This is a genomic window from Ginsengibacter sp., from assembly GCF_057362405.1.
Map to the genome: position 1 here is coordinate 1 of NZ_JBMQQG010000155.1, position 5558 is coordinate 5558.

Below are 5558 nucleotides of genomic sequence, written 5' to 3' on the forward strand. Positions count from 1 at the left end.
TATAGATGATTGTCGCTATGTAATTTGATTGAATAATTGATAACCTGGTGTGGGCTTTCGAAGGGGAGGGAACCACAGCGGAGCGTGAAACAAATTTGCCATTAACGTTGAGATCACCAGGGCTATCAGTAAGCATCGACATCAGAAAACGTGTTTCAGATACCATGGCAAGTTCGGGGCTCATTTTCAATCGTTTTTGCTTTTCTCTACAGTCACATACAACAACAACGTTTGCCAAAAATTAATCAGGCAGATAATATCATTTAAATCACTTTCTTATTGAGTTGTCAGCAGCAGCAAATATTGCTTATACGAACTCTCTTACTTTTTCATTCAGCGCTTCTATTTTTTCTTTCACTCCGTCTTTCAAATCGGAGAATTTTTCCTTGCCCCTGTTGACTGTTTCTTTAATTGATTTGTTCAATTTCTTTTCAGCATCGGCAATTCTTTTTCTTGTTTCCTTGCCTTCGTTGGGCGCAAACAAAACGCCCAGAACTCCGCCAACAAATAGACCTGTAGCCAATGCAATTAATATTTTATCATTATTTTTCATGACTAAAAAGTTTATGGTGAAAAAAGTATTTACGTACTAACGTCCAAGGTAGTTATAGTAACTTTTACCAGGTATGACCTGAAACTATAAGTTGCATGATTATAGTCAGCATTTTGATGCTTAGTCAATCTTTGCCAGTTTGAAATATTATGATGTTGCAGTGGACGATGAATAATATTGAGCGGCTGCACACCGGCTAAGAAACCATAGTCGCGGCACCTGGAAAACCCTCGCATGCTGCATCACCAATAATTTCGTTTCGTAAGGCACGAACCGTGATATTGGTCAACCCACAGGCACGCAAAAATGAAATCCTTTTGGTAGCTTTACTATCGCAGGCATCTTTGCCTGTTTATTGTATTCAAAAAAAATTTTATGAAGACAACATTGTTGGCAATATTTTTTATTGCTGTTTTAAGTTCATGCAAAATGATGTCCGGAAACGGGAACGTGAAAAAGGAAACTCGCAATCCGGGAACATTTGCCAAAATTCATTCTTCAGGTGCCGCTGATGTGGTAATCACCAGCGGAAGCAATTGCTCCGTAACCGTGGAAGACGATGACAACTTATTGCCTTACCTGGAAACAAATGTTGAAAACGGAACGTTACAAATTCACTATCAACATGGAGTATCTGTAACCAACGACCATGCAAAAATTTACATCACAGCTCCCACATTATCTGACGTTACTACTTCCGGCGCTTCTAACATAACGGTGTCTGGTCTTTTGCAGAATCCTGAAAAAATTTCATTCAACACAAGTGGCGTGGGAAATATTGAAGGTGAAGTGGATGCTCCTGCGATATCGGCGACTATAACAGGCGCAGGCACTGTAAAGCTTCGTGGACATACGAAAGATTTTGATTGCGAGCTTTCCGGTGTTGGTCATGCAGACTGCGGAAACCTGCAAAGTGAAAACACTACTGTGACCGTTTCGGGTGTTGGTGTTGCCCATGTTTTTGCAAGTGTTCATCTGAGCGCAACGGTTAGCGGTACAGGAAGTGTGCATTATCGTGGTAATCCGCAAAACCCGGAAATTCACACATCCGGCGTGGGTAGTGTAACGGCTGAAAATTGAAAGACTTAATTCTCCAATTAAAAATTAAATATTTTTTATTGATTGAATAATTATAACTCCTGCGTTTGCAAATTCAGGCGAGTGCAACCAGCAACTATGAATAATTTAAGAGTGGCATTGGGGAATAATCCTTACTAATTAATTATCCTCCCTCTTAATTAGAATATTGTTTAATATTGATATTCCTTTGCAGGGAAATATAACCGCATAAATAGCTTTGTATTAATCTTTTTCTTCACATTAATCACTTTGTTTTATGGTAAAAAAAATACTGGTAATTTTATTGATTATTCTTATTGTAATCCAATTTATAAAACCACAAAAAAATATCCATCCCGGTCCGCAACCCGCAGACATTTCTACATTATACCCTGTTCCTGCAGATGTTGACTCGTTACTGGCTGTAGCCTGTAAAGATTGCCACACTAATAACACACGCTATCCCTGGTATAACAATATTCAGCCGGTAGCCTGGTTTTTGGCAAATCATGTTAAGGATGGAACAAGATCCTTTAATTTAAATGAGTTTGCAACCTATCCTGTGGCAAGGCAGTACGATAAAATAGAAGAAATAAAAAAGCAAATTGATAAAGGAGATATGCCACTTTCTTCTTACACACTTATTCATAGAGATGCAAAGTTAACCGACGCAGAAAAAAATACAATTATTACATGGAGTGAAAATATTCGTAAGGATATGGAAGCGAAATATCCTAAAGACAGTTTAATAAGGAAAAAGAATCCCGGACCCACTGGTGGCAGTTAATATTCAGCTTCTGGCAGGACAGACGCTTCCCATTGCCGTGGTAAGAATATTTTAATAATTAGGAACAATGCAACTAACGGTTACGAGCACACTAAAGAACTTTGCCCTGTAAAATAAATGATACATCAAAACAAGAAATATTTGGAGTTGGCAATGAGCTTTTGGACAGGAATTGGTTTAATGAGTATCATAAATGTTTGGAAAATTAGTAATCGTCAACACGCAATTACTTACTCTGAAATTATGTTTGCGGTTTCTATAATTTTTATAATTGTTTGTGCGATTTTAATAAAAATTAGAAAATAAACTTTCTCCTCATGTGTGAGAATGTTTTAAAAAACAAATATTCTTCCTGGCCATCGGGCACGGAGTTTAGGCCCCCGACGGGTAGCCCCTTTCTTTCTTAAACCCGCATTAAGTTAATTAGATTGGCAACTGGCGACCCCGGGATCCTTAGAAGTTTAAATTGTAAAAGTAATAAGAATCAACAGGCTATTATTTACTTAAATTCTTGTGCGAACCGGTTAATCCGTTACATATTTTATTAACATGAGTTCTATAAATCTCCTCAAATCTACAGCCTGCTGCATCCCGGTTATATAAGCTTCTTCCCTACCGCCTGCTTTTAGAACAAATAATTTCTTCAACGTTTTTTTTAATGAACTATTATGGCGCAGTTCCTTTTGGTTGCTCAACAACAAAACTGCCCAGTTCTTCAAAATAAAATTCATGTTGTCTTCCCAGTAATTTTTTATCTGCAGTATGTTAGCCAGTTTTGTTGCGGCGCCTTTTTCTGCGAGTAAGCGGTTCCCATTGTATTTTTTGGTGAGGATACCAGCATACGCCCGGCTGATATCAGTGGCATCAAAACGCACTGCGTTTTTTTGCAATACTAATTCCAGCCGGGAGTTGGCCAATGTTTTTAAAACCGGCACGGGACTCCGATAGGCTTTGTTGGATTTTATTTTCGCGTCTTCTGCTATTGCCAGTTCCTGTTGTATTTTTTGAATAGGCCTGAATCCTAAATGGTAATACATCCAGAATGCGCCGGAGTGTATACCGTCGCTGTTTGTTTTTCCAATTTGGTAAGGGTCCACTGTAAAGCGTTTTAAGCGGTATACTTTACGATGAAGTTCCAGTACCTGCTCAAAAATATATCTTGATTCGCCGCCCCTGTAATTGTAAAAAACATTCAGGCCGATGCGGCCGCTGTTTAATAATATCCATGTAGCAGCATAGGCTACGGGCAGCCCATTTTTAAAAACCATATACCCCATATAACTGTCTATAGGATGCCGGCGCTCCGGCACCATGCCCATTAGTGCAACAGAAATTCCCCTTGGTAAATGATAATAAGAAACAAGCTTTGCAGATGTATAATTGATAGGATCAATTTCCCTGAGATTGGCCAGCATTATCATCCTGGCGTTGGCAATAATCTGTTCAGCTTCATTTCTTGTAAGTTTAACAGGTGTAAAAACAGGCGTTTCTTTTTTTATTTCTTTTTTGATTAGCGATCGGTGGTAATAATGCGAGATCAATGATTGCGGCAGGCAGCAATGCGACGTAAAAGTAATTTCTACATACACGCCTATTTTGTTCCAGAGTTCGTCTTTTACTTCGGGACGAATATCGCTGCTGTCGAAAATTCCAATGAGTTGGTCCAGCAGATCTTCATCCTGTTTTTTGAAACGCTGAAGCCAACCCTTCCATTCTGCATTGGCATCCTGAAAAATTTCCGATTCAACTTTTGGCATCACCACCTGGAGGACGAACCGAACCTGGGCATCATCCGCATCAATAGAGCGAAGCTTGATTTCTTTGGGACGGGTTTTTCTCAGCCATTTTACCAGCTCAAAGCTGAATGCTGCACAAAAGCTTGTATTGGTAATGCCGGTGTTATACAAATGGTAACTTAAATTTTCATTTGTTTTTAAATACTCCTGCAGTTGCTGTAATAATTGGTTGGAGCGTTCGTAAATAGTTTTGTTATCGGGATAAGCGATAAGAAATTCCATCGCGGCATAACATTCCTGTACTTCTTTTTTGCTTTTTACAGTTTTAATATTAATGGTTTGGAGCAGTTGCATTTTTTCTAATGCAAATTGTTTTCCATAGCGGTTGCGAATGGAAAACAGCCGGGTGATTAATGCGCCAGAAGTATTCATGCTTATATCTTGTATGATAGAGTGCCTGATGGTATAAGGAAAGTTAAGCTATTTATTTCCGCATGCACAATTGAGAAAAGGATAAATTTTGAGATGAACAAGGTATTAAGCGGGTTGAGTCATCTCTTAACACTTGAAGATGTAATTCATTATTCGCCCGGAAGGTTGCATGATGGAATGTAAAACGCACTGTTTATGCATTTTTTTCGGTAGATAATGATTAGTTTAAACCGTTAATGGTTTTACATGCGCAAGTTGATCCTCGCTAATGCGGAGTAAGTGCAACAAAATTTCAGTTATTCTACCTGTTACAGGTGCGGTGCTTAACTTTGTCATACTTTCATTATAGTTTGTTAGTATAATAAATACAATGAATAAGTTTGAATTGCTACTTCAATTGATACAATCTTTATGAAAACAACTGTTTCGGCTATCCTCTCTATGCTCATGATGCTGGCAGGTTTTGCGCAGCAAAATCCCAATAGCAGAGTTGTTATAGCCCAGGGACACATGCCGGCCATTGCAAAAGACAAAGGAAACAATATCCATATAGTCTATGGAACGGGTGACAGCATAATGTATATTTTTTCGAAAAATGGGAAGTCTTATTCGGCGCCTTCGTTGGTTGCAGTTCTACCGGATTTATTCGCTTCTGCTATGAGAGGACCACAGATAGCTGCAGTAAAGAATGGTCTTGTTATAATTGCCTGTGATAAAGAAGGCAATTTATTTTGTTATAGAAAAAATGCTGTGGGCAAGTGGTACCAGTCGCAACAAGTAAATAATACAAATGGAATATCCAAAGAAGGTCTTACTGCACTAGATGCAGATGGTTCAAAAACTTATGTTGTATGGCTGGGTGTAAATAATCCTAAAGGCCAGAGTGTCTATCTCGCCAGGTCTGTTGATGGTGGTAAAACATGGAACAAAAATATTATCGTGTATGCTTCGCCGTCAGGTACAGTCTGCGAATGCTGCAAACCATCGTTAA

6 protein-coding genes and 1 pseudogene are annotated in these 5558 nt (G+C 38.7%); 3 read left to right on the forward strand and 4 right to left on the reverse strand.

All coding sequences use genetic code 11. From position 1 onward, the window contains the following. The 3 genes from ACO1O5_RS13195 to ACO1O5_RS13205 all read right to left on the reverse strand — a co-directional run. Window positions 1–184: hypothetical protein (locus ACO1O5_RS13195; protein WP_486270931.1), on the reverse strand; the 184-nt coding region annotated here is incomplete at its 3' end. Between the two features lie 123 nt (window positions 185–307). Further along, a complete protein-coding gene (locus ACO1O5_RS13200; RefSeq protein ID WP_486270933.1) occupies window positions 308–553 on the reverse strand; it encodes a YtxH domain-containing protein in 246 nt (81 codons plus the stop codon). Between the two features lie 29 nt (window positions 554–582). Next, a complete protein-coding gene (locus ACO1O5_RS13205) occupies window positions 583–789 on the reverse strand; it encodes a hypothetical protein (RefSeq protein ID WP_486270935.1) in 207 nt (68 codons plus the stop codon). A gap of 139 nt (window positions 790–928) precedes the next feature. Between ACO1O5_RS13205 and ACO1O5_RS13210 the strand changes: the two genes are divergently transcribed. Then, a complete protein-coding gene (locus tag ACO1O5_RS13210; protein ID WP_486270937.1) occupies window positions 929–1633 on the forward strand; it encodes a head GIN domain-containing protein in 705 nt (234 codons plus the stop codon). 256 nt (window positions 1634–1889) lie between these two features. Then, on the forward strand, window positions 1890–2399 hold the full coding sequence (locus tag ACO1O5_RS13215) for a heme-binding domain-containing protein (protein WP_486270938.1): 510 nt from the start codon (window positions 1890–1892) through the stop codon (window positions 2397–2399). A gap of 524 nt (window positions 2400–2923) precedes the next feature. Here ACO1O5_RS13215 and ACO1O5_RS13220 read toward each other — a convergent pair. Then, the gene (locus tag ACO1O5_RS13220; RefSeq protein ID WP_486270940.1) at window positions 2924–4567 is read right to left on the reverse strand and encodes a hypothetical protein; all 1644 of its coding nucleotides are present in this window, start codon (window positions 4565–4567) and stop codon (window positions 2924–2926) included. A 411-nt stretch (window positions 4568–4978) separates the two neighbouring features. Here ACO1O5_RS13220 and ACO1O5_RS13225 point away from each other — a divergent pair. Continuing rightward, a pseudogene (locus ACO1O5_RS13225) lies at window positions 4979–5558 on the forward strand (hypothetical protein); the annotation flags it as partial.